The sequence below is a fragment of the Methanohalophilus halophilus genome (assembly GCF_001889405.1).
Classification (GTDB): domain Archaea; phylum Halobacteriota; class Methanosarcinia; order Methanosarcinales; family Methanosarcinaceae; genus Methanohalophilus; species Methanohalophilus halophilus.
In genome coordinates, this window is sequence record NZ_CP017921.1 from 405708 (window position 1) to 431465 (window position 25758).

Annotated in this window: 24 protein-coding genes; 18 read left to right on the forward strand and 6 right to left on the reverse strand. The window is 43.2% G+C overall.

The features are described from left to right. Positions 1 to 175: 175 nt before the first annotated feature. Positions 176 to 3190 carry a PhnD/SsuA/transferrin family substrate-binding protein gene (locus tag BHR79_RS02070; RefSeq protein WP_159429223.1) on the reverse strand — a complete coding sequence of 1005 codons (3015 nt, stop codon included), beginning with the start codon at positions 3188 to 3190 and terminating at the stop codon, positions 176 to 178. A 293-nt stretch (positions 3191 to 3483) separates the two neighbouring features. On the opposite strand from BHR79_RS02070, the gene BHR79_RS02075 reads away from it, so the two are divergent. Both BHR79_RS02075 and BHR79_RS02080 read left to right on the forward strand, forming a co-directional pair. Next, positions 3484 to 4587: an AAA family ATPase gene (locus BHR79_RS02075; RefSeq protein ID WP_072560736.1), complete on the forward strand. Its 1104-nt coding sequence runs from the start codon at positions 3484 to 3486 to the stop codon at positions 4585 to 4587. A 14-nt stretch (positions 4588 to 4601) separates the two neighbouring features. Next, positions 4602 to 4865 carry a hypothetical protein gene (locus tag BHR79_RS02080; protein WP_072560738.1) on the forward strand — a complete coding sequence of 88 codons (264 nt, stop codon included), beginning with the start codon at positions 4602 to 4604 and terminating at the stop codon, positions 4863 to 4865. A gap of 21 nt (positions 4866 to 4886) precedes the next feature. On the opposite strand, the gene rnz is transcribed toward BHR79_RS02080, so the two are convergent. Continuing rightward, positions 4887 to 5801, reverse strand: a complete 915-nt coding sequence (rnz, locus tag BHR79_RS02085) for a ribonuclease Z (protein ID WP_072562258.1) — start codon at positions 5799 to 5801, stop codon at positions 4887 to 4889. Positions 5802 to 5953: 152 nt separating this feature from the next. Between rnz and BHR79_RS02090 the strand changes: the two genes are divergently transcribed. From BHR79_RS02090 to BHR79_RS02100, 3 genes are all read left to right on the forward strand, one after another. Then, positions 5954 to 6331, forward strand: a complete 378-nt coding sequence (locus BHR79_RS02090; protein WP_072560740.1) for a 30S ribosomal protein S8e — start codon at positions 5954 to 5956, stop codon at positions 6329 to 6331. Between the two features lie 27 nt (positions 6332 to 6358). Beyond that, a complete protein-coding gene (locus BHR79_RS02095) occupies positions 6359 to 6850 on the forward strand; it encodes an Lrp/AsnC family transcriptional regulator (protein ID WP_072560742.1) in 492 nt (163 codons plus the stop codon). A gap of 89 nt (positions 6851 to 6939) precedes the next feature. Continuing rightward, on the forward strand, positions 6940 to 8031 hold the full coding sequence (locus BHR79_RS02100; RefSeq protein ID WP_234970370.1) for an aminotransferase class I/II-fold pyridoxal phosphate-dependent enzyme: 1092 nt from the start codon (positions 6940 to 6942) through the stop codon (positions 8029 to 8031). Positions 8032 to 8063: 32 nt separating this feature from the next. Here the strand turns inward: BHR79_RS02100 and BHR79_RS02105 are convergent, their stop codons facing one another. The 3 genes from BHR79_RS02105 to BHR79_RS02115 form a co-directional block, all read right to left on the reverse strand. Next, positions 8064 to 8840, reverse strand: coding sequence for an NYN domain-containing protein (locus BHR79_RS02105; protein ID WP_072560746.1), 777 nt, complete (start codon positions 8838 to 8840; stop codon positions 8064 to 8066). 116 nt (positions 8841 to 8956) lie between these two features. Further along, entirely contained in the window at positions 8957 to 10117 is a 1161-nt protein-coding gene (locus tag BHR79_RS02110; protein WP_072560747.1) for an MFS transporter, read from the reverse strand. Positions 10118 to 10254: 137 nt separating this feature from the next. Beyond that, on the reverse strand, positions 10255 to 10638 hold the full coding sequence (locus BHR79_RS02115) for a helix-turn-helix domain-containing protein (protein WP_072560749.1): 384 nt from the start codon (positions 10636 to 10638) through the stop codon (positions 10255 to 10257). 105 nt (positions 10639 to 10743) lie between these two features. Between BHR79_RS02115 and BHR79_RS02120 the strand changes: the two genes are divergently transcribed. After that, complete coding sequence (locus BHR79_RS02120) at positions 10744 to 11427, forward strand: DUF5591 domain-containing protein (protein ID WP_072560751.1); 684 nt, start codon at positions 10744 to 10746, stop codon at positions 11425 to 11427. Between the two features lie 155 nt (positions 11428 to 11582). Next, positions 11583 to 13442, forward strand: coding sequence for a PAS domain-containing protein (locus BHR79_RS10375; RefSeq protein ID WP_143743534.1), 1860 nt, complete (start codon positions 11583 to 11585; stop codon positions 13440 to 13442). Positions 13443 to 13461: 19 nt separating this feature from the next. Here BHR79_RS10375 and BHR79_RS02135 read toward each other — a convergent pair whose 3' ends face one another. Further along, positions 13462 to 14982, reverse strand: coding sequence for an aminotransferase class I/II-fold pyridoxal phosphate-dependent enzyme (locus BHR79_RS02135; RefSeq protein ID WP_072560753.1), 1521 nt, complete (start codon positions 14980 to 14982; stop codon positions 13462 to 13464). Positions 14983 to 15279: 297 nt separating this feature from the next. Here BHR79_RS02135 and pylS point away from each other — a divergent pair, with 297 nt between their 5' ends. From pylS to BHR79_RS02190, 11 genes are all read left to right on the forward strand, one after another. Continuing rightward, entirely contained in the window at positions 15280 to 16497 is a 1218-nt protein-coding gene (gene pylS / locus BHR79_RS02140; protein WP_072560754.1) for a pyrrolysine--tRNA(Pyl) ligase, read from the forward strand. A 5-nt stretch (positions 16498 to 16502) separates the two neighbouring features. Beyond that, on the forward strand, positions 16503 to 17555 hold the full coding sequence (pylB, locus tag BHR79_RS02145; protein ID WP_072560756.1) for a methylornithine synthase PylB: 1053 nt from the start codon (positions 16503 to 16505) through the stop codon (positions 17553 to 17555). Between the two features lies 1 nt (position 17556). Then, on the forward strand, positions 17557 to 18639 hold the full coding sequence (pylC, locus tag BHR79_RS02150) for a 3-methylornithine--L-lysine ligase PylC (RefSeq protein ID WP_072560758.1): 1083 nt from the start codon (positions 17557 to 17559) through the stop codon (positions 18637 to 18639). 13 nt (positions 18640 to 18652) lie between these two features. Then, positions 18653 to 19432 carry a 3-methylornithyl-N6-L-lysine dehydrogenase PylD gene (gene pylD / locus BHR79_RS02155; RefSeq protein ID WP_072560760.1) on the forward strand — a complete coding sequence of 260 codons (780 nt, stop codon included), beginning with the start codon at positions 18653 to 18655 and terminating at the stop codon, positions 19430 to 19432. A gap of 140 nt (positions 19433 to 19572) precedes the next feature. Further along, complete coding sequence (gene mtbA, locus BHR79_RS02160) at positions 19573 to 20601, forward strand: methylcobamide:CoM methyltransferase MtbA (RefSeq protein WP_072560761.1); 1029 nt, start codon at positions 19573 to 19575, stop codon at positions 20599 to 20601. Positions 20602 to 20812: 211 nt separating this feature from the next. After that, a complete protein-coding gene (locus BHR79_RS02165) occupies positions 20813 to 21205 on the forward strand; it encodes a NifB/NifX family molybdenum-iron cluster-binding protein (RefSeq protein ID WP_072560763.1) in 393 nt (130 codons plus the stop codon). Further along, complete coding sequence (locus tag BHR79_RS02170; RefSeq protein WP_072560765.1) at positions 21202 to 21567, forward strand: NifB/NifX family molybdenum-iron cluster-binding protein; 366 nt, start codon at positions 21202 to 21204, stop codon at positions 21565 to 21567. Before BHR79_RS02165 ends, BHR79_RS02170 begins: the two co-directional genes overlap by 4 nt. Positions 21568 to 21576: 9 nt before the next feature. Beyond that, positions 21577 to 23493 (forward strand): Coenzyme F420 hydrogenase/dehydrogenase, beta subunit C-terminal domain, encoded by a 1917-nt coding sequence (locus BHR79_RS02175; protein ID WP_072560767.1) that lies wholly within the window; start codon positions 21577 to 21579, stop codon positions 23491 to 23493. Positions 23494 to 23504: 11 nt separating this feature from the next. Beyond that, positions 23505 to 24329, forward strand: coding sequence for an ATP-binding protein (locus tag BHR79_RS02180; RefSeq protein WP_072560769.1), 825 nt, complete (start codon positions 23505 to 23507; stop codon positions 24327 to 24329). Beyond that, entirely contained in the window at positions 24326 to 25189 is an 864-nt protein-coding gene (locus BHR79_RS02185) for an ATP-binding protein (protein WP_072560771.1), read from the forward strand. The genes BHR79_RS02180 and BHR79_RS02185 overlap by 4 nt, the downstream gene beginning before the upstream one ends. Next, the gene (locus BHR79_RS02190; protein WP_234970371.1) at positions 25156 to 25758 is read left to right on the forward strand and encodes a DUF1847 domain-containing protein; all 603 of its coding nucleotides are present in this window, start codon (positions 25156 to 25158) and stop codon (positions 25756 to 25758) included. Before BHR79_RS02185 ends, BHR79_RS02190 begins: the two co-directional genes overlap by 34 nt.

Consider the following 25758-nt stretch of genomic DNA (forward strand, 5'->3'; position numbering starts at 1 on the left):
CCCTTTTCCCGGAAAATACCTGACTGATTTGATCACAACTTAAATTACAAAGCTGTTGTAGAGTATGTTTTCATATATATATAGTAATAGGCATACAATTTATAAATCTGAACATTTTATGCAAAATCAGACATAAGAATTACCAAAATTAATTCTTATGGCCTCATAAATCAAATTAACCGTTGCTAGCAGAATCACCATGACTTCTCTTTGAATCAAGATGTTTTATTATTTCAATCAGATGATTGCGAGTAAAAGTTCCTTTCTGGAGAATTGAAACTACATTACTTTCAAAAACAGCTTTATTTTCCAGATCCTTGGCCGTATGGATAATTATAGGGATGCCTGCAGTATTACTGTTTTCCCTCAAAGCTGCCATAACATCAAACCCACTTGTAATTGGCATCATCAAATCCAGGATAATGAGGTCCGGAGAATAGGAAAATGTTTTATCGATGGCCTCCTGGCCACCATAGGCAGGTATAACATTATACCCCTCAATATCAAGGAAAGATTTGAGCATTTCTACTGCAGATGGATCATCGTCCACAACAAGTATTGAGGAAGGAGAACCGCAAGGGGCCTCGAGACCATCCAATACAGTCAATAACCTTTCCCTATCAATGGGTTTGGAAATATAAGCGGATATGTCATACTCTCTTTTAATTGCGTTGGCATTAAGGACAGAAACAATAATTACAGGAATACCGGTAGTATCAGAACTTTTTTTCAATTTGCCTAAAACATCCCACCCATTAACCCCGGGCATCATGATATCAAGCAATATCGCGAAAGGTTTTACGACATTCACATAGCGGGATACAAGATACCCACGAGAAAGGGGCAATGCCCTGTAGCCGGCATTGACAACAGTTGAAACAAGCAAATTACGTGACGAGTAGTCATCCTCAACTACCATTACAATAGGTTCCTTATTGCTGGAATTCAGAGGTTTTTCCAAAAGGGGAAAAGGATCAATATCAGTGTTTTCAGGAGTCCTGGGTGTAGAACCAATAAAATATTGACCATCTTCGGTTTCACCGGTTTTTTCATGATCAGCTTCACAGGAAACCTGGCTTAAAGGAATCGTAAAAGTAAAGGTACTGCCTTCTCCCTTTTTGCTTGTCACCCATACATCACCACCATGCATATTCACAAACCTTTTTACAAGGGACAAACCAAGACCTGTCCCTTCATAATTGCGTGAAGAAGATGTATCTTCCTGGGTAAAAGCATCGAATAAAGTATCCTGAGCTTTTTCAGAGATTCCTACCCCGGTATCTGATACCGAAACGTACAATACATCGTTTTCCACATGGGAAAGTAAACACACGTTTCCCCCCTCGGGTGTAAATTTTATTGCATTGCTGAGGAGATTGTAAAGTACCTGCTTGAATTTGCCCTTATCGGCACATATCTCTTCCGAATAATTATGTTCAACTGAAAGAGAAAGAGATTTCTTATTTCCAAGAGGCATAACAAGTTCCACTACTTCTCTGGAAGCCTCATTTAAAGAGAAAGTCTCACATTCAAGCTCCATCTTACCGGCTTCCACTTTTGACAGGTCAAGAATATCATTAATCAGGTTTAAGAGATGTTTGCCGCTTTTGGCAATGTTGGACACATATTTCTTCTGAGGATCATTGAGTTCACCCCTTACTTCTTCCAGCAGGATATCCGAAAATCCAATCACCGAATTCAAGGGTGTTCTCAATTCATGACTCATGTTTGCCAGAAATTCACTCTTGGACCGATTTGCCTGTTCTGCAGCCATTTTTGCATTGTAGAGAGCTTCTTCAATATTTTTTCGCTCTGTCATATTATAGACTACACCCACGATTACAAGATCCCCATTGGATTTTTCAAGTGGGAGAAGGGTTTCTTCGACCTGGTAGCCTTCTATAGTGAATTCAAAATTGCGAGTTTGCCCATCCAGTGCAGCATATAAATGAGGAAGGAGGGTTTCAACCATATCTGCAGGCAATACATCTTCAGGCAGCTTACCTACGAAATCATTTTTATCGAACTTAAATCTATCAAGCATTTTACCCCCTATTGAAATATATCTCAAATCACTGTCATGCAGGACAACTATTCCATTGGGAAAATTAGATATGATCAATTCAAGCTGTTTATCACGTTCCTGTTTTTCTTTTTCTGCACGGTCCCTCTGATAGATTTCCACCTGTAAATTACGGTTCTTACTGTTAATAGCCTGACTGGCCCCACCAAGAGTAACTATTGTGATACCCATCAAAAGAAAGACATACCAATACTGATTAATCACATCGGAAAGAGCGACTTGCCCATAGTTTTCATATGGCCCTATTTTTAATTCTTTCATGGAGTCATGGACTGTGCCATAATCCAGAGGAACAGTCCAGCCTGCATATCCACCTTTTATGGTGGCTTCCGAAAAACGAGGCAATTGAAGCAGGTTCGCAAGCATTTTTTCGGCTACATCCTCAGATACATGAGGACTGCGGGAAAAAGCCCACTGTGGATATAGACGGGTGCTGTGCTTCTGTAAGAAAGGAGAAGCAAAATGATCTCCCTCATATAAACCAGTAGAATGATCCACATTCAAGCACTTGATATCAACAAAAGATATCTTGCCTTCCTTTTTCATAGATTCAAGGATCCCGGTACTAACAATCCCCACATCAACATCCCCGCAAAGCACTGCTTCTACCACTTTGTCCTCTGTACCCCCATAAGTGACATCCATGGCATCTATATCCAATCCTGCATCATTAAATTCTCTCGCAGCTATCCACCATCCCCCAAAGGAATGTTCGTTAACTGCCATTACCGATAAACTTTCAACATCATTAAGAGAATTCACATCTATCCTGTCGTTTTTCGTGAATATGACTGAACCAAAGACAGTGTATGAGCGGCCTCCCCAGGATTCTTTCAAAGTTGCTATCCTCTGGACATTGTGATCGACTTCCAGCTCAACATATACCAGTGGGTTTGTGATAAGGAAATCAATTTGTTCATTAGCTATTTCAGAAGGCATCTGTTCAAAATCCATGGGGACAAGCACCACATCCCTTTCCGGGAAACCAGCATCCAGATAATCTATAGTAGGCCCCCATCTCTCCATTGCAGCTTCATCTCCCCTATTTGCAAGCACCCCAATCCTGAGCTGATCATCGGAAGCAGAAACTACAATAATGCAAGTCAAAATAAGAAATAATAAGGTGATAGACATACATAAGTACCTGGATATTGGTTTCATGGGTTAATATATAGAAAAATTATCTCATATAAATATAACCAACTGAATTTGTATTCAAAGACGGAGAATACATATAAAAGTCTCAATATTATCAATATAAAGCAGCAATAATGAAAAACCGAAAGAGTTAGAAGAAGATAACTATCTTTAACAGAGCATCTAAAATTTAAGTTTACAGGAAAAGCTATGGACAAACTTTTAATACTCCAACACGACCCATATGAACTAAAGGAGAAAATATGGCAAGATCCGCACAACGTTCCAGTCTGAAAAAAATACCCCAGGAATCAATCGAGGCAAAAGAAGCTACTGCAGAGATTGTAATTTTGCAACCTATTGGTTATCCCCTCTGTGGAATTATTGAAGAATACCCACGCATCGAAGAACCCGAACTTTTCGAATGTTATGCAAGAATGCAATGGAATGGTTACATTGCCCGAAAAAACGATTACCTCTTTGATCACCGAATGTTCCCTGATTTTGCATACAGGATCCAGGAAGTAAGACCCGAAGCTACAATAATAGGCCAATCCACAACAATTGTAGTAAATCAGGAAGAGAAAGAAAAAACGGATATCGAATACCCCGTGGAAATTGCATTTGATGATATCGTCGGACAGGTTAAAGCAAAACGCAAATGTAAACTCATCGAGCGATATCTGGAAGAGCCCGAAAGGTTTGGCAAATGGGCACCCCGCAATATCCTTTTTCATGGACCATCAGGTACAGGAAAGACCATGGTCGCAAAAGCCCTTGCAAATAAAACTGAGGTGGCATTCCTCCCGATCAAGGCCACACAACTTATAGGAGAGTTTGTAGGTGAAGGATCCCGGCAGATACACCAGTTGTATGAAAGAGCTGCTGAAATTGCACCCAGCATTATTTTCATAGACGAACTGGATGCCATTGCCCTTGACAGGCGATACCAGGAACTCAGAGGCGATGTCGCCGAGATCGTCAACGCCCTGCTCACTGAAATGGACGGCATCAACCAAAGAGAAGGAGTATGCACCATCTGTGCCACAAACAGGACAGCAGTACTCGACGGCGCAGTGAGGAGCCGTTTTGAAGAAGAGATAGAATTTGTACTCCCCGACAAAGAGGAAAGAAAAGAAATAATAGAGCTCAATCTACAGACATTTCCCATAAAAGCTGAAGCTAACGTGGGCGAACTTGCAAAATTGACCAACGGTCTTTCGGGAAGGGACATTGTGGAAAAAGTCCTCAAAAGTGCTCTCCACCATGCAATAATGGATGATATGGAAAAAGTTGAAGCACATTATTTTGAAAAAGCTGCATCCGGGTTGCAGAAAAAGGAAACAAATACCCATCTTTACGCCTGAGAAGAGGTGAAAAAATGACAGAAATAGAAGAATCAGACAGGTTCGAGTGCAAAGTTGTCAACATAATAAACAACCTGAAGTGGAAAGGAGTAATGGTTAAAGAGATAAAAAGTGGAGGGAATGTTTATTTTGCCCGCACTGATCCGAAGAGGGATTTGAAAGCCGGAGATACCCTATACCTGGGAGTCAGAGAATTACCAAGCCAGATGGAAGAGATGCAGGCCGAAGTTACCCTTTACGACAAAAATGATGAGAAAATCGATTGGACCTTCATTTAAAGGCCCAGGAAAACTGCCCTATTATTCCCCATAGAGAACTTCAAATTCCATCAGGTCATCTGCCACACAGGTATTTTCGAAAACTTCTTTTGCCTCCTCCAGAAGTACTGAGGAATCGTCAGTATACCTCGAGCTGATATGAGTCAGGATGAGCCGCTTTACCTTTGCTTTTTGTGCCGCCTCGGCAGCCTCTTTTGCTGTCGAATGCAATGATTCATGGGCCCAATCCGCTTTTTCCTGTGCAAGTGTCCCATCATGAATTAATACATCAGCGTTTTTACTTGCCCTAATAATTGCCTCACATGGACGAGTATCACCAGTATAGATAAGTTTACGCCCTTTGCGGCAGGGACCTATCACTTCATTCGGTTGGACTAGCCTGCCATTTACTTCTACCGGTTCCCCTTTTTGGAGACGGGAAAATAGTGGGCCTATGGGTACACCCAGCTCTTCAGCACGACGACGGTCAAATCTGCCCGGGCGCTCATTTTCTACAAGAGCATAGGCAAGGGAAGGGACACTGTGCTCACTTGCAATGGCATTTATCGCATAACCCTCCCGAAAGACAGTATCCCCGGCTTTGAGAGGTACTGCCTTGACCTCAAAATTCAATCTGCTGTAGCCAAGCAATGATACCAATTTTACAAATTGTTCCACCCAGGCAGGACCGTATATAGTCAGTGGAGCATCCCTGCCGTGGAAAGAAAGAGTTTGCAAAAGGCCCGGGATTCCCAGAACATGGTCTGCATGAAAATGTGTAATGAATATAGAGGAAAGGGACATCATGCCCGTCCTGGCACGCATCATTTGTTGCTGAGTACCCTCCCCACAGTCAAAAAGGAGCAACTCCCCATCCCTGTTAACCAGAATAGAAGAGGGATTCCTGTTCACAGTTGGGAGAGCTCCCCCAGTACCAAGGAACACTACACGAAGCATAATAAATATCATAAGTAAAAGCATTATTTATGATTATCCAAACTCGTGAGAAGTCTATATTCGAAAGGTTCATATACAATATTACAATTAATGAACTCTCCTAATAGCAAAGCTTAGTATTATACTTAAATCACAAAACAGAGGTTCCAATCATGATATCCCAGGGAAGATCAAAGAGAACGGCCACATCTGCCAAGAGAAAAACAGCACGCGGAAAAAGGAAATATGAAATCGGCAGTGAACCTGCAGAAACACATGTCGCGGAAACAAGAAGGAAATCTGTAAAGACCAGGGGCGGCTCCCACAAAATAAAGCTTCTCCAGGAAAAAATTGCCAATGTCACAGATCCCTCTACCGGCAAGACAGTAGCCACAACAATCGAGAATGTTACCGACAACGAAGCCAACGAGCACTATGTCAGGCGTAACATACTCACAAAGGGAAGCATCATCAAGACCGAACTTGGAGATGCCAGGATCACCAGTCGTCCGGGCCAGGATGGCGTTGTCAACGCAATACTTACACAATAAATAAAAAATACAGGTGGTTCAAAGAGCATGGACAGGAAAACAAGGGACATATTGGAGATTCTGGAAAATGATGCCAGATCAAGCTATGAGGACATCTCCGCCCTTGTTGACATGACCCCGGAAGAAGTCCAGAAGCGAATCCATCAGCTTGAAAAAGCAAAGATAATCCGCAAATATAAAACAGTGATTGACTGGGAACTTGCCGGGGAAGATTATGTCTATGCGATCATTGAACTGAAGGTAACACTGGAACGCAAGCAGGGATACCAGGGTATCGCAGAAAGACTGTACCGATTCCCAGAAGTGCGTTCTGTCAGACTGCTTTCAGGAGAACATGACATAGCCCTTACGGTCCGTGGCAAATCCATGAAGCAGGTCGCTTTTTTTGTTGCAGAGAAAATAGCCACCCTGGAACAGGTGCATAATACTGCCACCCATTTCGTACTCAAGACATACAAAGAAGACGGGTTGATTATGGAAGAGCCCGAACATGTAAAACGTCTGCCAGTTTCCCCCTAAAGGAGGTATGAAAACTGACAGAAACTTCACGCTTTGTAGCCAGTTATCTGGACAGGGTTCCCCCTTCGGGAATCCGCCGCTTTTTTGACATGGTCTCCGACAATGAGGACGTAATATCCCTCGGAGTTGGAGAACCTGATTATATTACTCCCTGGCACATCCGGGAAGCCTGCATTCATTCACTGGAACAGGGAGAAACATCCTATACATCCAACTATGGACTTGTAGAACTCAGAGACGAAATATCCAGGACCTATACCCAGAAGCAAGGACTGTACTATGACCCCACATCCGAAATACTGGTGACATCTGGGGTAAGTGAGGCACTGGACCTGGCGGTACGTGCTATCACCGATCCGGGTGACGAGATAATAATTGTGGAACCCTCTTACGTTGCCTATGCACCGGCAATCATTTTTGCGGGAGGATACCCGGTTTCTGTACAAACATGCAGGGAAGACAAATTCAAACTTACTTCCGAAAACCTGAAAAAGGCGATCACTCCTAAAACCAAAGCCATCCTGCTCAATTATCCAAACAATCCCACCGGGGCCGTGATGGATAAAAAGGAACTGGAACCCATCGCAGACATTGTGGAAGAGCATGATATAATGGTCATCTCAGATGAAGTCTATGAGAGAATGACCTATGACACACAGCATACATGTTTTGCCTCCCTTGATGGTATGAGGGAACGCACCATAGTCCTCAACGGATTTTCCAAGGCATATTCGATGACCGGTTTTAGAATGGCCTATGCACTCGCCCCGGCACCGGTGTTATCAGCCATGATGCGCATACACCAGTATAGCATGCTTTGTGCCCCTATAACTGCACAGGTAGGAGCGATCGAGGCCCTCAAGAATGGTGAGGAAGAAGTGGAGAAAATGGTCAATGAATATAACCGGCGCCGCAGACTTATTGTCAAAGGATTCAATAATATAGGCCTGGACTGCTTCAACCCGGGCGGAGCTTTTTACGCATTCCCATCTGTTGCATCCACAGGCCTGACATCGGAACAATTTGCCGAAAGGCTGCTTGAACAGCAACAGGTTGTTACCATACCAGGAGATGTATTCGGCAGGGCAGGAAATGGATACCTCAGATGTGCCTATGCGGCCTCCAGGGAAGACATCAAGGAAGCTCTTGAGAGAATCGAGACTTTCATATCAAACATCTAAAAACGGGCCCGCAAAGTGATTATGAAGGGAAATCACTTCCCATCACTTTTCTTATCTTTCACGTAAATCAACCGGTTATTGCTGGAATTATCCGCCCGGACTTCATCGATATCAAAAAGATCTATTGCCCGGAAAATGTCCCACATTTTTTTGTAACCATAATTACGAGGATCAAAATCCGGCTGTTTCTGCACAAGATTGCTTCCCACATTGCCCAGGAAGGCCCATCCACTTTCTTCAGCTGAATCTTCTACAGCATCCCTTAGCATTTTAACTAGCTTGCTGTCACCTTTGAGGCGGTTAGTATCCCATTTTCCCGGGGCCTGCATTGGTGACTCAGATACTGTGCCTACTACATCTTCCTCTTTACGCAGGTTTTCCGTATATATGAACTTGTCACAAGCCGCAATAAAGGGTTTTGGAGTCTTGATTTCTCCGAAACCATAGACCTTGCGACCTGATTCCCTGATCCGGGATGAAAGACGTGTGAAATCACTGTCACTTGAAACAATACAGAAACCATCCAGGGGCTCGGAATAAAGCAGGTCCATCGCATCGATAATAAGGGAGCTATCGGTAGCATTTTTGCCGTAAGTATAGCTGAATTGCTGTATCGGCTGGATGGAATGTTCCAGGAGGCTGTCCTTCCAGTTTTTCAGATTGGGACGCGTCCAGTCACCGTAAATCCGTTTTACGCTTGCGATCCCGTATTTGGCTATTTCCGAAAAAAGTCCCTCCACTATGGAAGGTTGTGCATTGTCAGCATCGATAAGTACTGCCAGTTTCTTCTGTACTGCATCGGTCTCCATTAATATTCCCCAAAAACATAGTGTGAAATCCAGAGCACATCAATCTAATAAATAACCTACTGGGTTAATAAATATAACGAGTTCATATCGGTTTGTACTGTCGAACCTAACTAAATTCAGACATCAACAAACCATTCCCTAACCATATAAACAGAAATCCCGGCAAACAAAGCCAATAAACCCGCAAGCAAGAAAACAGTTTGCAGCCCAAAATAAAAGTAAACCATCCCCATCAGGGCAGGAGACAAACTCATTCCCACATATTTTGTGGAATTGTGAATGGAAAGTACACCCCCTCGCACCTGAGGCGGGGATATGTGAACTATCATCCCGTCTATGACCGTCTGGGAAAGGCCATACCCACAGCCAAAAATGAACATAAGGGCAAAGACAGGGAGCACAGAGTCCACCTGTGTCAGCAACAATATAGCAACACTTACAAGGAAAAAGCCAATACCTATCATTGAAATCATCTCAAACTTTGCGGCTATTTTACGTACATTTGAAGCGACAATAATAACGGCAATCCCCTGGAAAGCAAGCACAATTCCGGATTTATCTGCAGTATATCCGAAATAATCCTTAAGCATAAACGGAACATAAACTACTACTGAATACAGCAGGAAAAATGTCACAAAAACCAGAAATATTGTGTAGGCTACACGGAAATCCCGCATTGCAACAAATGCATCCAGTAACCCCCTTTTATTGATTTCCAGATTTTGGGGTCTTGTTTCGGGCAGATGGAAAAACATAATTACTGCAAAGGGCAGGGAAAGAGCATAGAACAGGAATGGATAATTCCAGCCGGCAATTGCCAGGCCACCTCCAATAAGAGGAGCCGCGATTACGCCAATCGCTATCGTCGTACTGACCCGACCCATTGCTTGTAAACGTTCACTACCATCATAAGCTTCTCCGATAATCAACATTGCAAGAGACATCATTCCGGCCACTCCCGTACCCTGCAAAAGTCTCAGAACCAGAAGGGTTTGCAAATTAGTGGCAAAAAAACTTGCCAGCCCCATTAAGCCATATATCAAAAGGCAGGGCACCAGTACTTTTTTCCGATTCAGCCGGTCCACAAAATGACCAATGATGAGAGTGAAAATTGCGGTGGAGATGGTATAGACCGAAATAACAAGCCCTATCTCATGAGATGTTGTATCAAGAGGAGACACCATATCAGGCAAAACAGGCGCAAGAATTGCACCGCCTGCCATGGCAAAAAAAGCAGTGATACAAAGCAACAAGAGATGACTTTTCCCGAACTTCATAGTTCACACCAAATACCAGAGCCAACCGACACAGTTGCGAAAGGATTCTTCATATAAATAAATGAGTGAGGAATCAGACAAAACACAGGAATTAAAAATCAGAAAACAGGGGAATTATTCCATACATATGCGGATGTTTATGGCATTTCTTCCCTTACAAGTTCCGTATCAATTTTATTAATAAGATAACTTACTTTATCATACCACTGGTCAACACTTTCCTGAAGCATTCGCCTGACCTCGGCGGGGTTTACGGCCACATATTCATAAAAATAACCACCTACATCTATGGTATGGGTTTCCCTGTAAACGAGTCCACAGGAGATCAGGTTCTGGAGAGAACGATAAGCTGTACTGCGCTCACGGCCCAGATACTTGCCAAGTTTTTCGGCTGTCAGAGGGCCATTGGAAAGCAGTATCTTATAAGCCTTTAGATCCAGGTCTTTTAAACCCAGAATACACTTGGCAACATCATCACATTCACAATTCGCTTTCAGCATTTCCGAAATTGAACCCGTCATTTTAAAATTCACCTGAAGCCCTATAAACAAAGTTGCACAGATTGTACAAAACCATACTAACAAAATCGTTAATTATATATATAGTTTTTTAGCAACGGTAGTCCAGTGCCCCCAATAATACCAGAAAATGAAAGGTCCGATGAACCGCTTGATACAGAGCGATTAATCTATCATCCGGACATGATACGTGCCAATGAGTGGGTACTCAATGAATATGAGGCACCTACGCGCAAATTCTGCATATTCGTCCCCTGTTCGATGAGGAAGCCCTACCATACGAGTCCATCCCACAGGATGTATGACAGGATCATTTTTGATCTGCTAAAGCCCGAAGATGTCCATATCGTAGTTTTCGGGACATGTGGTGTAACTCCACGGGAAATCGATAATGAGTATCCTTTTACAGATTATAAATTCATGATGGGAAAATGCAACGTGGCAAAGATCAAGCGGGATTTTATAAATATGGAAAGCAAAAGAATTGCAACATATCTCGAGAAGACCCGTGATAATTATAGCCACAGGATAGCCTACTGCACGGGAGACTTCAGGAAGGCAATGCTCAAAGGTCTTGAGAAGACGGATATCGAAGTAGATATCGCACCCCGACAGAAAACAATGGAAGAGCACATCCGCCCCAACAAGAGATTCATTTACGGCAGCCTGAGCCAGAAAGGATATCTTCAGGACCTCTCCGATGCAATCACCGCTAAATTGGACATCGAAAAAAGAGTCGTGGGAATTGACCCCGGGTGTTCAGAAAACGATAATGACTGGTATCTTTTATAAACCTGAGCAAACGTGCAGAGTCAATTGCTGGATCACATTAATAAAATATACACAAAGAATAAATAAAAAGAGATACTTTGTCCATCCTAATTGAAATACCTATACATAAATTTTGTAAAAATATTATACATCATATAATATATAATGTGATTGATGTGCATACTTTAGAACTTAATGAACCCGCGAGCAAATCAAAAATATTTGCGGATATGATCCAGCAGTCCACAGATGCCATGATATATACTACTCCTGATTTTACCATCAATTTTGTAAACCGAACTGCAGAAGAAATGTTCGGATGGACCCTGCCTGAAATAAAAGGCAAACCAATAAGCATCTTCCATGAGAACGATATGACTTGGGAACAGAAAAAAGAAATGTTTTCAAACCTTTATTCAGGAAAGGCTCATGAGGTTGAAGGCATCAGTAAACGCAAGGATGGAAGTACGTTTTACTGCCAGATTAAAATATCACCTCTTTTTACAGAAAAATCCAGAATATACGGATACCTGGGAATAATAAGGGACATCACTGAAGAAAAACAGAATGAAGACAGTTTGATTAAAGAAATAGACCTTTTAACCGGCCTAATCGGCACTGCTAGAGTGATTGTGGCTGTTCTTGACAGGCAGGGAAAGATAGTATATTATAATCCCCATATGGAAAAACTCTCCGGCTACGAACTAAAGGAAGTAAAAGGAGAAAATTGGTTTTCCAGATTCATACCTGGCATAGAAAAGGAAAAAATCAAATCTGCATTCAAAAAGGCGATTGCCGGTCATCCTACTGAAGGCAATATCAACCCTATTGTCACAAAAGAAGGCAATGAAGTCATTGTCGAGTGGTATGACACGGCCTTAAAAGATGATAATGGAGAAGTCACCGGCCTTCTTGCCATCGGAAATGACATTACACAAAGAGTCGAAGCTGAAGAAAAATTAAAGACGATATATGAAAACATGCCCGGTGGCATCCTGATGATAGGTCATGATTACATCATAAAAGATGTAAACTACCGTACATGTGAGATTACAGGCTATAAAAGGGAAGAACTTGTTGGACAACTATGTGACATCGTTTGCCCCAAGGGATCCGCCTCAAAAAAATGCCCCATATGGGAGGAAGGAGAGGAAGGATTCAGGGGAATGGATACCACAATAAAGTGCAAAAACGGAAGAAAAAAACCTATATTAAAAAATGCACAGGAAATTACCATAAATGGAGATAAATACATCCTGGAATTGTTTCAGGATATCTCAGAACGTAAGAATGCCGAAGAAAATGCCATCGAAGCAAAAAAGGCTGCAGAACAGGCAAATCGGTCCAAGAGTGAATTTCTGGCAAACATGAGTCATGAATTGAGAACACCTTTGAATTCGGTGATTGGATTTTCGGATATTCTGTCAAAAGAAGTAAGAGGAGAACTCAATGATCCTCAGAAGAAATATGTGTCCAACATTGCCAAAAGCGGCAATCACCTGCTAAGTCTGATTAATGATATTCTTGACCTGTCAAAAGTGGAAGCCGGCAAGATGGAGCTTGAATACAGTAGTTTTGACCTGCATGAAGTATTGGATGAAATCAGCATATTGACCAAACCTCTTACCTCCAAAAAGAGTATAGACCTGCAAATGGATTTACCTCCTGAAGATATCAGGGTTTATGCTGACAGGAAAAAATTCAAACAGATTATGTATAACCTGCTGAGCAATGCATCCAAGTTCACCCCGGATAAAGGAACAATTACAATTATTGCCAATCAAGAAAAGGACGAATTGAAAGTTGCAGTCTCGGACACTGGCATAGGCATACCAGAGGCTGATCGGGCTACAATTTTCGAACCTTTCCAGCAGGTCAAATCCTCCAAATCCAGTGAACATAAGGGCACCGGACTCGGGCTTTCCCTTGTCAGGGAACTCGTGGAAATGCACGGCGGACAGGTCGGACTTAAAAGTGAAGTAGGAAAGGGAAGTACATTTACCTTCACAATACCGGATAAACCGACTACGAATTGATAATTAGAGATTATATAAATTATAAACTGAAACCTATCACTTCATCCCAGGCTTTTTTGAGGCTGATTTCAGTACCACCATCCTCCATGAGAATATTAAGCATCTTGTGTACAACATCCGAATCATGGACAAGCACACAATCTTCACAGCTCCAAACCCTGCTACCTGTAGTGCTATCTATCCATTTACCCCCCGTGCGCATATCCTCGCATGGATAGAAGGGGCAGAAACAGAAAGTACAGTCCTGACCTTCGAAATGACAGGGATAGTATTCACAGGTATTGCGGCTTGAAGAACACCCGGATGAAACGCCTTTTATGGTTTCTTTCAGTTTTTCCTCGGCATAATCCTTACCGGATTCTGTAAGGACCTCACCAATTGCGTGAATCAGTATATCCGTTTCTTCAGGAGGCCGAACGGCAAGACGGATAAAATCGTTTTCCATCAGCGGGAAAGAACTGCAATCCCTTATAAGTACACCATGTCTTGCAAGCCTTTTCGTGAGTTCTACAGAATCCATAAGGAGCTCGGAGATATCCACAAGTATATAATTTACAGAACTTGAATGAGGATGGAAACCGTAGATGTCGATCAGCCGATCTATAAGATAATCCCTGTATTCTGTTATCTTCTGGCGGGACACATCAAGGTATGTTGATTCCATACCGCCCTCCATCCCCATCAGGGCACATCCCACCTCTTCAGCAAGAGATCCCATATTCCAGGGCAGACGGGCAGTATTCAATTTTTCAGCCATTGCCCCAGATGCAACACCAAATCCCATACGTATACCCGGCAGTGCAAATGATTTGGTAAGGGACCTCATTACGAAAACATGATCATTAGAGATGGCAACGTCAACGACAGTGCTTGATACATCGGACAGTTCAATAAAAGCTTCATCAACAAAAAGCAGGGTACCTGTTTCTGCACAAAGTCCTGCAAGGCGCAGGATATCTTCCCTTGCCAGCAACTTACCTGTAGGATTATTTGGATTGCACACAAAAAGGATACGTGCCGATTCCAGGGCATCCTCAGAGATGGAAAGCAGGGATTCTATCGGGTAATACACAATCTTTGCCCCTGCAACCCTGCATTGCTGCTCATATTCAGCAAAAGTGGGCTGAGGAATCATTACCTCATCCCCTTCGTTGAGAATGCAGCCGGCGACAAGCCTGATGATTTCCGATGAACCATTACCGGGGACAATGTTAACAGCACCTGCGCCCCCACCCACAAAAAAGGCAGCTTCAGTCCTGTATTCAAGATAGCGATTATCAGGATATTGCCCCATTCTTTCAAAGGAAGTGGCAAACAAATCCTGCAGGTCCATACCCCATTCAGGATTATCAAAGGGGCTGCCCAGAGGATTCAAACTAGCACTAAAATCCACTATATCGGACAGGGGAATGGAATACTGCTGTGAGGTCTTCCGGATAAGTCCGCCATGGGTGGAAGGAATTAACTCAAGTATATTTTCTTTGAAGGGGAGCATATGTTTATCATCTGCCGGCTTTAATTGGTGTTTTTCAAGATGCATGAAGTTATATAAAGCAATTTTTAGCAGCGAACTTATAATTAATATAATTTATGATAGGAAACTGTTATTTCCCGTTACACACCCATAAAGTTAAATACAAATTCAAAGAAATAAAGCAGACTATCCTGTGGAAACCTGATCAGGTAGATCAAATGGACTCTAGATCCATTCAGCCGGGTTAGATTCCCGGGGTTTCCGCCAGTAAAATAGAAAGTGACGGTCTGGATATGTTGCAAAATTAGACGCCTCAGCAAATGTAGATATCAGAAGTCGCCCCTATAGCCGGAGCAATCCCCTATGGAAAGGAAACCACTAGATTTACTTATAGACACCAACGGAGTGTGGCTCTCAAGGAACGGGTTACTCCATGGTGTAAAGAACTTCGAGGTGTCGAGGAACCATATTCATATCACTACTGACTGCGGAAGCCGTTTTACAGTACGCAATTCCAGAAAAAGTCGCTCCGCAAGGGCGCTACGCAACAATAAATATCGCAAAGCATGCAAAAACTGCAAACTTTCCGATGAGCGTATTAATCGTTTTGTCACAAAAGATTTCGGCAGGGGAAGCCAGGCACGTGTCATCACAGCTTCAAAAACAAAAAAGAGCAAACCTCCAAAGGCAACAGTGGTAAAAGCTGTTTCCAGCAAGTCAAATGAAATGCCTCCTGTTGCAAAAGAGGCAAAAAAAGAAAAGGTTGTAAAACCGGATTACACGCCTGCCCAGAAAAAAAGAATTACAACGCTGCTTAGCCCTGCAGACGACCTTAGTTCGGTAAAAGAACTCCCCCCCTTCAAGGAGCTGGAGACAGAACTTGTCAAAAAGAGAAAGCAAGACCTGCGTCATATGTATGAGAAGGACCGCAGACATCAGCTGGCCCAGCTTGAAAGGGACATTTCCCTCTTTTTAATAGAAAAGGGATTCATGGAAGTACGTACTTCAGTCCTGATCCCGGCTAAATTCATTGAAAGAATGGGAATCACTGAAGAAGATCCCCTCTACAAGCAGATATTCCGGGTGGATGAGAATACATGCCTGCGGCCCATGCTTGCCCCGGGATTATACAATTATCTGCACAATTTTGATAATATAATGCCCGATCCTCTCAAGATATTCGAAATCGGGACCTGCTATAGGAAGGAGTCCGACGGCAAGGAGCATCTTGAAGAGTTTACAATGATTAATTTTTGCCAGATGGGCTCGGGATGCACAAGAGAAAACCTGCTGAATGTTATCGATGACCTGCTCAAATATCTGAACATCGATTACGAGGTAATCTCGGATAATTGCATGGTGTATGGAGATACCATTGACATAATGCATGGAGATATGGAAATATCTTCAGCCGTTGTGGGACCCATTCCACAGGACCTCGACTGGGGAGTAAACAAACCCTGGATGGGCGCAGGAATGGGACTTGAGAGATTACTCAAGGTAAAGCACAAATACACAAACATCAAGCGTTCAAGCAGGTCTATATCATACTATAACGGAATTACAACCAATCTCAGGTGAATAATTTGTTTGAAAACATGGACAATGAACAGCTGGACAAATTTGCATCCTCAATAAATAAAGGATACCAGCTCAGGGACCAGGAAATAAGAGACCTGCTGGCCATAGAGGATGAAGAAGAGATGCAGAAGTTGTTCCATGTGGCACGCATGGTGCGGGATGGCTTTTTTGGAAATAAGGTCTTCCTGTACAGTTTTGTGTATTTTTCAACATACTGTAAGAATCAGTGTTCGTTTTGCTACTATAACTGTAAGAACAATATCCCCCGCTACAGGCTCACCCCTGATGAGATCGAAAAGGTCTGCGAGGCACTTGAAAATGATCCCATCCACATGGTAGACCTGACAATGGGAGAGGACCCTTATTATCACGACCATCCTGAGAGACTGGCCAGTGCTGTACAAAAAGTTAAGGACAAACTTGGCCTTCCAATAATGATTTCCCCGGGAGTAGTGGGAAAAGATACCCTCAAGCAGATGTATGATAACGGGGCCGATTTCCTGGCACTATACCAGGAAACATATGACCAGGAATTATACAACAAGCTCAGGGTAGGTCAGGTATACGACCAGAGAATAAACTGCCGCCAGAATGCAAAGGAAATTGGTTACTGTGTAGAGGACGGAATCCTTACCGAAATAGAACCTGAAAACGAATCAACTCTGATATCCCTCAAGGGCCTGCGTAAATCAAATCCAAATATGGTACGTGTAATGACATTCGTACCCCAGGAAGGCACACCTCTGGCAAGCCGAGAACCCGGAAGCAGCAAATCAGAACTAAAAATAATATCGATCCTAAGACTCATGTTCCCGGACAGGTTGATCCCTGCTTCCCTTGACCTTGAAGGCATGGAAGGTATGGTTTACCGGCTGGATGCGGGAGCAAACGTTGTGACATCCATCATTCCTTCCGGATCTGCACTGGAAGGCGTAGTTAACTATGACAGGGAACTGACAGAACGCAACCGTGATGCATGGAGCGTGGTGGAAAAGCTTCAGAGCATGGGAATGGAACCGGGAAAGCAGGAAGATTTCAATCAGATACTGGGAAGGTAGAATGAAAACAATATGTCTGATTGGGGGCAAGCTACAGGGCTTCGAAGTGGCTTATCTTGCCAGGAAATCCGGGATACAGGTACATCTGATCGACAGGAAAAACAAACCTCTGATACGTAATATGGCGGATGAGCATTTCTGCTTTGATATTACAGAAAGACCAGAAAGGCTCATAGAATTATCCTGCCACTCAGATGCTATAATCCCGACAAATGAAAACCTTGATACCCTTCTCTTTTTGAAAAAAATAGAACCAGAACTACATTGCCCTCTTCTTTTCGATTTTACCGCCTATCATACCAGCATGGACAAAAAGCGTTCAAGAAAATATTTCAAATCGAACGATATACCCATCCCTTCAGAAAAACCCCAATCTCCTCCTTATTTTGTGAAACCCCCATGCATGAGCAGCAGTAAGGGGGCGCGCATAATTGACAACGAAAGTGAACTGGCAAACATTGATGAGTCGATGGTCATTGAAGAATATGTACCCGGACCAGTTGTTTCACTGGAAGTGGTGGGTGACGGGAACAATTTCATGATAGGCCAGCAGACACAGGTCCATATTGACCAGGAATATGATTGCCACAGGGTCACCCCAATGGAGACAGATGCAAATTTCAGGGAAATAGCACACCTGCTGGCCAGCAATCTGTGCCTTAAAGGAATCATGGATGTGGAGGCAATACTCTCCCCTGAAGGAATCCGGGTTATTGAGATTGATGCACGATTCCCCAGCCAGACACCTACCGTAGTATATCACAGTAGTGGTGTAAACCTGCTCGAATGGCTAATGGGAAGTTTTGCAGGAAAAACAAGGGAAAACAAACCTCTTCCTGTTGGCAAACAATGTAACTATGAGCACCTGATGGCATCCGATGGAAAACTTATCCCTGTTGGAGAACATGTACTTTCAGGCGGTGATGACTACCGGCTATTCCATGAGTCAAACGGGTTGGAAATATTCAAATGCAGGTGTGAAAGGCCAACCTATACCCTTATATGCAGCGCCACGACCCGGCAAGAGATGTGTGGTAAAAGAAAAAAAGCAATTCAACTCATCAAATCCGATATGAAGCAATAAAAGGAGGATCAATATGGCACTACTTACACCACAAGATCTGGAAGGACTTACAAAGCAACTTGAGTGCAATAACAATACTATCAAAAAAGCAACCGGAATGGACATTGCTGACATATGCAAACAAATATATGGCACCACTCTTGACGGAGAAAAGGTAGGTATTGTGCCTATAACTTCCGGTAACGGTATCATTACCAATTTTTCATCATCCCTGCTTACGATAACCGAATATTTCGGCCTTGATGGTGCTGTAACCGAGCATCCTGACGTTACCGGTTACTATGAAGCTGTTTCCAGTGATGCCGATATAATACTGATGGCAGATGACCACATTTTTATTGCACATAATATGAGAAACGGCAAAATTGCAACCAATCATGTATGCACAGGCGTGGTTTACGCTGAAATCGCCTCCCGTTACAGATATGCCGACTCAAAAGATATACTTGTAATCGGCCTGGGAAGAGTGGGTTATGCCGGAGCACAACATCTTGTAAAAAGGGATTTCGATGTGTATGCCTATGACCCCGACCGGGAAACTATGGAAAAAGCCCGCAAAGAACTGGGCATCATACCCTACGAACCCGAAGAAGAACACAAGTTCTCCATGGTCCTGGAGGCTACACCAAACCCCAATACGATCTCTGAAGGCATGGTGGCAGAAAGATGCCTCGTATCCACACCGGGAATCCCCTGTGGCTTACCTGAAGACATTGGGGAAAGGAACGAAATCGATCTGGTAATGGAACCTCTGATGATCGGCGTGGCTTCAATGCTTTATGCTGTAATGTAAAGTAGAGAGCCCTCAAGATCAAAACAAGTGTATTGATAGCGCTTTTTTCATGAAAAATTAGACATGAAAAGATATATATATGCTAAATGCGTAGCCAGATTACCTTTTAGAATAAAAATAAGTTTTAAGGAGTAAAGGTTATGGTTGAATATACACCCAAAGAGAGATTAGCACGCGTATTTGCAGGTGAAAAAGTAGACAGGATGCCTGCTATCTGTGCCACCCAGACAGGAACAGTAGAACAGATGGATGCAGTAGACGCTTACTGGCCAGAAGCTCACGAAGATCCTGTAAAAATGGCAGCATTGGCAGAAGCAGGGCACACAGTCGTAGGATTTGAAGCAGTGCGTGTTCCTTTCGACATCACAGCAGAAGCAGAATTTTTCGGATGCGGAATCAAGCCAAGTACCAAGGAACAGCAGCCATCCGTAATCAGCCACGTTGTCAGCAAGATCGAAGACGTCGAGCAATTCGAAGGATATAACGTTGAAGATGGCAGGATCGGAAACGTATGTAAGGCAGTCAAGATCCTCTCAGACAAATACGGCGACGAACTTCCAATCATCGGCAGTATGATCGGACCATTCTCCCTCGCACAGCATCTTAACGGTGACTCCTGGTTCATGAACATCATGACAGATCAGGAATTTGGCCTCAAGCTCATGGAATTCACCACTGAATTCTGCACACAGTACGCCCTCAAGCAGGTCGAGAACGGTGCCGACACCTTTGCAATCATTGATCCAACAGCCAGCTACCAGCTTATTGGTGCTGACTTCTACAAGACTTTCGTAGTCCCATTCCACCAGAAGATTGTTGAAGCACTTCACGAGAAGGGAGTACCATCCATCCTCCACATCTGCGGAGACACAACAAACGGACTTGCGATCATGGAAACCTGCGGCGTAGACGCAATCAGTGTAGACCAGAATGTCGACCCTGCAGCAGCAGTTGAGAATGTGGACAAGGCCCTCATCTTAGGTAACCTCGACCCTGTAAGTGTCCTATGGAACCAGGGTGAAGACAATGTCGAAGGCGTAAAGGAAGAAGCCAAGAACGTCCTCGATGCAGGAGTACAGCTTCTCGCACCGGGTTGCGGTATTGTGAGCAAGACTCCTACCCAGAACCTTCAGGCAATGATCGAAGCAGCAAAGAACTGGACATACTAAGTCCAGTTTTTTATCTCTTTTTTTATAAATTCTAAATTTGTTTGATTTTTACAAGCTTTAGATGCTTACTGCAGTATTTATATTTGCATTATCCTACTGGCATCATTAGCTTAATATATGCAGCATAAGAGATTTTCTATAATATCATTTTGAGAAAGTTATATATACTTCCTCCTTTATGTGTCAAATATAGTACATTAGAGGAATAACAATGAAAATCTGCATAACATCAAAAGGCAATGAACCTGATTCAGATATTGAGCCCCGTTTTGGCAGAGCTCCTTATTTCATAATTGCCGACACCGAGAACGGAGAATTTGAAACAAAGGAGAACCCCGCAGTGAGTGCTACCGGTGGTGCCGGCATACAGGCTGCCCAAGAAGTCGCAAAAATGAAGGCAGATGTTTTGATCACCGGTAATGTGGGACCTAATGCCTACGAAGTCCTTTCCACAGCAGGGATAGAAGTCGTAACCACTTCCGGTGTATCAGTAAAAGAAGCAATTGAACAGTATAATAAAGGAACCCTGGAAAAAGTATCCGGTCCAACTGCCAAAGCACATGCAGGCATGGGTCGCGGACAGGGCAGAGGAGGAAGAAAATGAAAGTATGCATACCGGCAACCGAAAACAGTGGAATAGATTCACCCGTAGGGCAGCACTTTGGTAAAGTCCCTTATTACGCAATATACGACAGTGAGACCGGCAAGATAAATGTTCTGGAAAATACCAGTGAGCATATGGGCGGCGTCGGATTGCCCCCCGAATTACTTGCAAATGAAGGCGTTGAAACCATGCTCTGTGGAGGCCTGGGGTGGAAAGCTGTCCAGATGTTCGACCAGTTTGGCATCAAAGTTTTCGTGGGAGCACAGGGAAAAGTTAGTGATGCCATAGAGGACTGGAAAAATGAAAGGCTCGAACAAGCTGGTGCAAACAACTCCTGCAGTGGACATGATCACGAACACTGATGTGATCGTATGCTAGAAAAAAAATGGTTCCTGAAAGATGCTATTGTAGATACGGGCATGTGCACCCTTTGTGGTGCATGTGCTGCTGTTTGTCCTTATGATCTTATACGTTTTGATGAAAACGGACCATATCTTAAAGATGAATGCTACAGGAATGGAGAGGGAGCATGCAAAGATGTATGTCAGCGGGTAATGACCGATGCTTCCCGGATAGCGCTTAACACTTTCAATTTCAAGGCAAAGCCTCCAAGCTTGTTGGGACAATACGAAAAGATAGTGTCCGCAAGAGCAACAAATGAGACTCTTGCAGAGAAAGGACAGGATGGAGGAGCTGTCTCATCCCTTATTGCATACTGTATGAACAAGGGACTTATAGACGGTGCCATAACAACAGCTGGTTTTGCCAAACCTGCAGCAAACATAATTGGAAAAGGGGAAGATATAACAACATCTCAGGGAGCAAAATATTCAACCGTTCCATTATTATCCACCCTCAGAAATGAAAAAGATAATTTCAACAAAGTAGCACTCGTAGGAACTCCATGTCAAACCTATGGTGTCCGTAGAATGCAATATTTCAACGGCCTTAACGTGCACCCTGTAGAAATAGGAATGGATGGAGAATTTGCCAATAATCCTACTATTGAATACACGATTGGTCTCTTTTGCATGGAAAATTTCAATTATCACAAGCTATCCGATTTCCTGGAAAATCAGGGAATCAAACTTAACGATATTAAAAAATATTCCATCCAACTTGATGAAATGATTATAACCACGGATAATAAAAATATTGAGATCTCTCTGAAGGACCTTCAAGATTGTGTATGGGATGGCTGTAAGATATGCAGGGACGCAGTATCAAAGGTCGCTGATATTTCTGCAGGAAGTTCCGGGTCTTCAAAAGGGTGGACTACATTGATAGCCCGCAATGCCAAAGGATTGAAATTGCTTAATGATGCAAATGAAGCGGGCTATATTGAGATTTCAAATGAAGTAGATATTGAAATGACAAAAGAACTGGCAGAATTCAAAATGAGAAAGTTCCGTCATGAACTTGACAAACGTCTCAATTCAGAAAAAAAAGTCAGCTGCTACTGGGTTCGTGACTATCCGGGCGTAAGGCCTGAAGTAAATGGAACCAATTTTGTCAAAATAAAAACCGATTCAGGGATTACCACCCATGAATACCTGGGAAAAGTTGCCGAACTTGCCAAAAAATATGGTGACGGTACACTGGAAATGACCACAAGAAAAAGCATAGAAATACAGGGCGTGCCTGGAAGAAACATCGATGATCTTATGGCAGAGATCTATGACAAAGGGTTAAAAACAATTGGAATGGGGTATGCTACAGCATGCCCGGGAATGGATTATTGCCCCGAAGGCCTGGTAAGTACAAAAGAAATTGCCAACAAACTTACAATGCATTTTGCCCAGAAATTGACTCCACATAAAATGAAAGTAGGTGTCGCCGGTTGTCCAAATAGTTGTGTCCGCGTAAGAGACCATGACATAGGTATAATGGGCCAGCTCAGGCCTGTCATTGATGAAATAAAGTGCACAGGCTGTGGAAGATGTACCGAACTATGCAAATTTAATGCCATATCAATAAAGGGAAGAAAAGCAGTTATAAACCGGGATCTTTGTGGAAATTGTGGATGGTGTGTCCGAGGATGCCCCCATGAAGCTGCTCTGGAAGATAAACGCGGTTACTCTTTATGGATAGGAGGTAATGGTGCACGCCGTCCTACAGAGGGAGTATTGATCAAATCATTCTGTGACGAGGAAGAAATCATAGAAACGATCAATGATATAGCTAGAGCATTCATAAAATATCGCACAAACCCCGGTAAAGAAAGGTTAGGCAATATTATGGACAAAATCGGCCAGGGAACTTTTATCAAAGAAATCCTGAAAAACTGAAGTGAATAACTATGAAAATAACTGTGGCAAGCGGAAAGGGAGGAACCGGGAAAACAACAGTTGCTGTAAATTTCTTCCTTTCCGTTCCAAAAATCAGCCTCCTTGACTGTGATGTGGAGGAGCCAAATTCCAATCTGTTTTTACACAATGACCTTGAAAAAGTAAAAGATGTTACGATACCAGTTCCTGTAATCGATGAGCAAAAATGCGAACATTGCGGCAAATGTGCTGATTTTTGTAATTACAATGCACTTGCAGCACTACCACAAAAGGTGATGGTCTTTTCCGATCTATGTCACGGTTGTGGAGGCTGTAGCCTCGTCTGTCCCAATGATGCTATCAGTGAAACAGGACGCAGCATAGGGGACATAGAGCGATCCTTTTCAGGAAAATTCCATACAGGACTCCTGAATATAGGAGAAGCAATGGCATCACCCCTGATAAAAGAACTCAAGACCTATGCAGGCGAAAATACAGTAATAATGGACGCCCCCCCTGGTACCGCATGCCCGATGATCACAACAGTTGAAGATACTGACTATTGCATCCTTGTTACCGAACCCACACCATTTGGACTCAATGACCTGAAACTAGCAGCGGAAGTTGTCCGGGAGATGAAAATTCCTGCGGGAGTGATAATCAACCGTGCAGGAGTAGGGGATGGAGGTGTTGAAGAATATTGCCATCAAACCGGTCTACCAATAATAATGGAAATTCCCTACGACCGCAGAATAGCTGTAGCTTATTCAGAAGGCATACCTTTTGTTGAAACAATGCCGCAGTGGAAAGAAAAATTCCTGCAGATGTTTGAAACTATAAAGGAGGCAGTTAGATGAGACAACTCACAGTAATCAGTGGCAAAGGTGGCACCGGCAAAACCACCCTCACTTCTTCCTTTGCAGCTCTTGCAGAAAATGCCACCATTGCAGACTGTGATGTCGATGCTGCAAACATGCACCTGCTGTTGCAACCTGAAATAATAAAAACCTATGATTTTACCGCGTTACCTACAGCAGTCATACACCCTGAACAATGTACAGGATGCGGAATATGTGTTGACCATTGCAGATTCGGGGCAATAAAGGAAGGTTTCGAAATCGATCCCTATATATGTGAAGGTTGTGGAGTCTGCGAGTATGTCTGCCCTGTCGATGCAGTGACAATGGAATATAATAAATGCGGGGAAGCCTATGAATCAAAAACCCGGTTCGGACCGCTTGTCCATGCCAAACTCGGAATAGGGGAAGAAGCTGGAGGAAAACTTGTCACACTCGTTCGGGAAATTGCAGAAGAGGTAGCCCAAAAAAATAATTGTGACACAATAATCATAGATGGACCACCGGGCACCGGTTGTTCGGTAATTGCAGCCCTTACTGGTGTGGACATTGCCCTTGTAGTCACCGAACCCACCGTAGCCGGAATACATGATCTGAAAAGAGTGATAGAAGTAGCAGAACATTTCGATATACCATCTCTTGTTTGCATAAACAAATCCGATATAAACGACAGCAAAAGAAGAGAAATAGAAACTTTCTGCACTCAGAAGGGCATTAGAATTGCAGGCGAAATCCCCTATGATACAACACCCACCGAGGCAATGGTGAAGGGAAAAACAATTGTGGAATATACCGACAATTCTTTTGCAAAATGTGTCATAGAAGTATGGGAAAAAGTAAAAGAAGAGATGGGATCATGAGATGTGCAGCCTGTCAGGAGAAGGAATGTCGCAACGGGAAAGATTGCAGCGGTGTTGCAGAAGATATCGAATATAGCGGTGAAGACCTTGATTGTATGCAGGTTGCAGCTGCTATCGAAGGGCAACATTATATGCAAAAAACCCGGCTGGAAGAGCTTATCCTGTTTGCCAAACAAATGGGTTACCAGAAACTGGGAATTGCTTTTTGTATCGGGCTGGCAAATGAAGCCGCAACTATCACCCGGATACTGAAAAAGGATTTCGAGGTTTATTCTGTCTGCTGCAAAGTATGTGGAATCCCCAAGGAAAAATATTCCCTTGAAAAGATACAGCCCGAAAAATTAGAGGTTACATGTAACCCCAAGGGACAGGCCTTCTTACTTGCCAAAAAACAAACCGAGCTTAATATCATCGTTGGTCTCTGCATGGGTCATGACATTATATTTACCCGCAACAGTGAAGCCCCGGTAACCACCCTGATTGTCAAGGACAGGGTGCTTGCACATAATCCTGCAGGTGCAATCTATTCCGGCTATTACCTGCGTAAGAAATTCAATATGGAAGATTGA